At 65.6% G+C, this 4,203-nt stretch carries 5 protein-coding genes; 1 reads left to right on the top strand and 4 read right to left on the bottom strand.

All coding sequences use genetic code 11. The features are described 5' to 3' along the window. From ACQKJZ_RS18405 to ACQKJZ_RS18390, 4 genes are all read right to left on the bottom strand, one after another. A partial coding sequence (locus ACQKJZ_RS18405; protein ID WP_427733029.1) for a polyribonucleotide nucleotidyltransferase occupies positions 1 to 1,186 on the bottom strand: 1,186 nt, incomplete at its 3' end. 246 nt (positions 1,187 to 1,432) lie between these two features. Further along, positions 1,433 to 1,702, bottom strand: coding sequence for a 30S ribosomal protein S15 (gene rpsO / locus ACQKJZ_RS18400; RefSeq protein ID WP_007406197.1), 270 nt, complete (start codon positions 1,700 to 1,702; stop codon positions 1,433 to 1,435). Positions 1,703 to 1,714: 12 nt separating this feature from the next. Beyond that, positions 1,715 to 2,719: a tRNA pseudouridine(55) synthase TruB gene (gene truB / locus ACQKJZ_RS18395; RefSeq protein ID WP_427733027.1), complete on the bottom strand. Its 1,005-nt coding sequence runs from the start codon at positions 2,717 to 2,719 to the stop codon at positions 1,715 to 1,717. A gap of 10 nt (positions 2,720 to 2,729) precedes the next feature. Beyond that, the gene (locus ACQKJZ_RS18390; RefSeq protein ID WP_427733025.1) at positions 2,730 to 3,341 is read right to left on the bottom strand and encodes a thymidine kinase; all 612 of its coding nucleotides are present in this window, start codon (positions 3,339 to 3,341) and stop codon (positions 2,730 to 2,732) included. Positions 3,342 to 3,392: 51 nt separating this feature from the next. Here ACQKJZ_RS18390 and ACQKJZ_RS18385 point away from each other — a divergent pair, with 51 nt between their 5' ends. Beyond that, positions 3,393 to 3,977: a YceI family protein gene (locus ACQKJZ_RS18385; protein ID WP_427733023.1), complete on the top strand. Its 585-nt coding sequence runs from the start codon at positions 3,393 to 3,395 to the stop codon at positions 3,975 to 3,977. The last annotated feature ends 226 nt before the right edge of the window (positions 3,978 to 4,203 follow it).

Here is a 4,203-nt window from a genome sequence, read left to right as displayed (position 1 = left end):
CCGGCGCGCCGAAGCGGCCCACTTCGCCGACCGAATAGGGCGGGAAGTTATAGTGCAGCATGAAGTGCTGGTACGACAGGCCGTTCAGGCCGTCGATCATCTGCTCGGCGTCGCGGGTGCCCAGCGTCGTGGTCGCGATCGTCTGGGTCTCGCCGCGCGTGAACAGCGCCGAGCCGTGCGAACGCGGCAGGAAGTGGACCTCCGCCTCGATCGGGCGGATCTGCGTGGTCGAGCGACCGTCGATGCGGCGGCCGTCCTTCAGGATCGCGGTACGAACGATCTCGGCTTCCAGCTTCTTGACCAGCTTGGCGGCGACCAGCTGCTCCTGGGGCGTGCGGTCGGCCATGGCGGCCTTCGCCTTGGCGCGCGCCTCGCCCAGCGCGGTCTGGCGCTGCTGCTTGTCGGTCAGCTTGTAGGCGGCGGTGATGTCCTTGCCGACCAGCTTCTTCAGCTCGGCCTTGACCGCCTTCTGGTCGTCGCCGACCTTCAGCTCCCACGGATCCTTGGCCGACTGCTCGGCGAGATCGATGATCGCGTCGATAATCTGCTGCGACGCCTTGTGCGCGAACATGACCGCGCCCAGCATCACTTCCTCGGACAGCTCCTTGGCTTCCGACTCGACCATCATCACCGCGTCGTGGGTGGCGGCGACGACCAGGTCCAGGTCACCGGCCAGCGCCTCGGCGTCGGTAGGGTTCAGCTGATACTCGCCATCGACATAGCCGACGCGCGCCGCGCCGATCGGGCCCATGAAGGGCACGCCCGAGATGGTGAGCGCGGCCGACGCGGCGACCAGCGCCAGGATGTCGGGCTCGTTCTCGCCGTCATAGGAGAGCACCTGGCAGATGCAGTTGATCTCGTTGTAGAAACCTTCGGGGAACAGCGGGCGGATCGGACGATCGATCAGGCGGCTGATCAGCGTCTCACGCTCGGTCGCGCCGCGCTCGCGCTTGAAGAAACCGCCGGGGATACGGCCCGCCGACGAGAACTTCTCCTGATAGTGAACGGTGAGCGGGAAGAAGTCCTGCCCTTCCTTCACAGTCTTCGCGGCCGTCACGGCGCACAGCACCACCGTCTCGCCCAGCGTCGCGATCACCGCGCCGTCGGCCTGACGGGCCACCTTGCCGGTTTCGAGGGTCAGCGTCTTGCCGCCCCACTCGATGGCCACTTTCTTGGTATTGAACATGGAATATCCTTCACTCCGACGGGCCTATCCCGCCGGGGCCTATGGGTTGAGCCAAGATTGGCTCTGGAGGTCGACCGAATTGCCGATCCTCCGATCCTACCCGCCGCGTTCGACGGGTTCATGACATAGAGGCTTTGGGGATGCGCACGCGCGCCATCCGGTCGGCCCGGTGCTTCATACACCAGCCAACAAAAAAGGGCACCCCCTGATGGGAGTGCCCTTTCTCGTGGCGTATCGCCGCGTGGCTTACTTGCGCAGGCCGAGCTTGGCGATCAGCGCCAGATAGCGGTCGCCATCCTTGTGACGCAGATAGTCGAGCAGCGAGCGGCGCTTGTTGACCAGCATCAGCAGGCCGCGACGCGAGTGGTTGTCCTTCGCGTGGGTCTTGAAGTGCTCGGTCAGGTTCTGAATACGCTGGGTCAGGATCGCGACCTGGACTTCGGGCGAACCCGTGTCACCCTCGGCGCGGGCATGATCCTTGATGATTTCCTGGCGGCGTTCAGCGGTGATCGACATCGTGATCCTTTCTTAATCGAGGTTAAAACCACGAACGACCCGGACCTGCTGGTCCAGCGCCTCCACCAGCGCCACCGGGGTATCCCCCAGCATCGCGAAATATTGGCCATCGTCCACGGCAATCCCGGCCAGCACACGCCCCTGACGGAGCGCCCCTGCCTGGTCGGGGTCGAGAGCAAGAGCCGGGATGTCGTCCAGCCCCGCCCTCAGTGGCAGGAGTATCTGTTCAAGGGTGGCCGCCTGCCCCATTTCGTTCAATTTGTCCAGCGATATCGCTGGGGCGAGGGTGAACGGTCCGGCCTTGGTGCGGCGGAGCATGGTGACATGGCCGACGGTGCCGAGCGCCAGTGCGATGTCGCGGGCGAGGGAGCGGATGTACGTGCCCTTGGAGACATGGGCGGTGAGGGTGATTTCTTCTAGCTCCTCCCCGGCACGGGGAGGGGGACCATCCGAAGGATGGTGGAGGGGGGCTTCCGCGAGGGTTTCGCCCAGTGGCGCGCCCCCTCCACCATTCGCTGACGCGAACGGTCCCCCTCCCCGTTCCGGGGAGGATATGAGCGAATGAATCGTCACCGCGCGACTCGCCAGCACCACCTCTTCCCCGGCGCGCGCAAGGTCGTACGCCCGGTCGCCATCGATCTTCAGCGCGGAATAAGCGGGCGGCACTTGGCTAATCGGCCCGGTGAAACGCGGCAGCACCGCCTCCAACGCCTCGCGGGTCGGGCGCACATCGCTCGTCGCGACCACCTCGCCCTCCGCGTCGAGCGTAGACGTCTGCTCGCCGAAGCGGATGGTGAAGTCATACACCTTATCGCTGTCGAGCATCCGGCCCGCCAGCTTGGTCGCCTCCCCCACAGCGATCGGCAGCACGCCCGTCGCCAGCGGATCGAGCGTGCCGCCATGGCCGACCTTGATGCCCTTGCCATAGCCGCCCTGGCGCAAGCAGCGCTTGACCGCGCTCACCCCTTGGGTCGAACCGAGCCCCAGCGGCTTGTCGAGAATGATCCATCCATGCATCGCCAAGGCGTTAGTCGGGCTTTGCTATCCCCTCAAGCACCGGCTCTCCCGCCAGCGCCGCACAGAAATGGCGGCGACACAGCGCGACATAGCGGTCATTGCCGCCGATCTCGGTCTGCGCGCCCTCCGCGATGGCATGGCCTTGCGCGTCGACGCGCAGGTTCATCGTCGCCTTGGCCCCGCACACGCACACCGACTTGATCTCGCTGAGCGCATCGGCCAGCGCCAGCAGCCGCGCCGATCCGGGAAAGAGCTGCCCCTTGAAGTCGGTGCGCAGGCCGTAACACAACACCGGAATCCGATGCCGGTCGGCCAGCCGCGCCAGCTGATCCACCTGCTCCGCCGTCAGGAACTGCGCTTCGTCGACGAGGATGCAGGCGAGCGGCGTCTTGCCATGCTGGCCCAGCGCACAGGCCTCCAGATCGGTGCCCGCATGAAACGGCGTCGCGGGCTGCGACAGGCCGATGCGTGAGGCGATGGTGCCATAGGCGAAGCGGTCGTCGATCGCGGCGGTGAACAACATCGTGTTCATCCCCCGCTCGCGATAGTTGAAGTCGGCCTGCAGCAGCATGGTCGATTTCCCGGCATTCATGCTGGCATAATAGAAATAGAGCTTGGCCATCGCCCGCCCTTATCGGAAGGGGGCGGGCTTTTCGAGCATGAGGTGAGTGGGTTGAGAATCACATATCTCGCGACGGTCGCGGTCGCGACGCTGGGGGCCATGGCTTCGGCCAGCGGCACTGGCGCGATCGGCTATACCATCGATCCCGCCCATGCCCGCGTACAGGCCAAGGTCGGCTTTTTCGGCTTGGGCAGCAAGACCGCACGCTTTCCCAAGATCGAGGGGCGGGTCGCCTTGTCCGACCACGACGCGAAGGCGGTGACGCTGGACGTGCGGATCGATGCACAGGCACTGGAGGCGGGCGACGCGCTCACCCGGTCGCGGTTGCGGGGCCCGGACTTTTTCGATGTCGACCATTATCCGCACGTCACCTTCCACGCGACCGGCATGACCCGCACCGGATCCCACAGCGCGACCGTGGCTGGCACGATCACCGCGCGGGGCGTCACGCGTCCGGTGACGCTGGCGGTCGATTTTTCCCGCGACTTCGCCGCGATGACGGGGCGCGAGCCGGTGCATATCGCCGCGACGATGCGGATCGACCGGCGCGATTTCGGGATGACAGCCTATCCGCTGATCGTCGGCCGACAGGTGACGATCGCGATCGACGCGGATTTGGTGCCGGTCGGGGGCTAAGGCCCCCTACCCCCGCCCCGTTCAGCCTGAGCGAAGTCGAAGGCCACAGGAATCCCTTCGTTTTGGGTTCGCGCAGAGGCGCAGAGGACGCAGAGGAATTTTGCAAGTCTTCGCACCCCGGCCTTCGCCGGGGTGGAATACACTATTGGGTGAGGGCTCTTCTTCTCTGCGTCCTCTGCGCCTCTGCGCGAACCTGAATCCCTTGGCCTTCGACTTCGCTCAGGCT

The organism is Sphingomonas sp. NPDC019816, from assembly GCF_050274375.1.
Taxonomy (GTDB): Bacteria; Pseudomonadota; Alphaproteobacteria; order Sphingomonadales; family Sphingomonadaceae; genus Sphingomonas.
The sequence above is the reverse complement of the archived record's forward strand: the minus strand, read 5'-3'. Positions and strand labels throughout refer to the sequence as shown.

Bases quoted from the DNA above. Each gene is read 5' to 3' on its own strand.
- rpsO (WP_007406197.1), bottom strand. From the start codon at position 1,702: ATGTCGATCACCGCTGAACGCCGCCAGGAAATCATCAAGGATCATGCC.
- truB (WP_427733027.1), bottom strand. From the start codon at position 2,719: ATGCATGGATGGATCATTCTCGACAAGCCGCTGGGGCTCGGTTCGACC.
- ACQKJZ_RS18390 (WP_427733025.1), bottom strand. From the start codon at position 3,341: ATGGCCAAGCTCTATTTCTATTATGCCAGCATGAATGCCGGGAAATCG.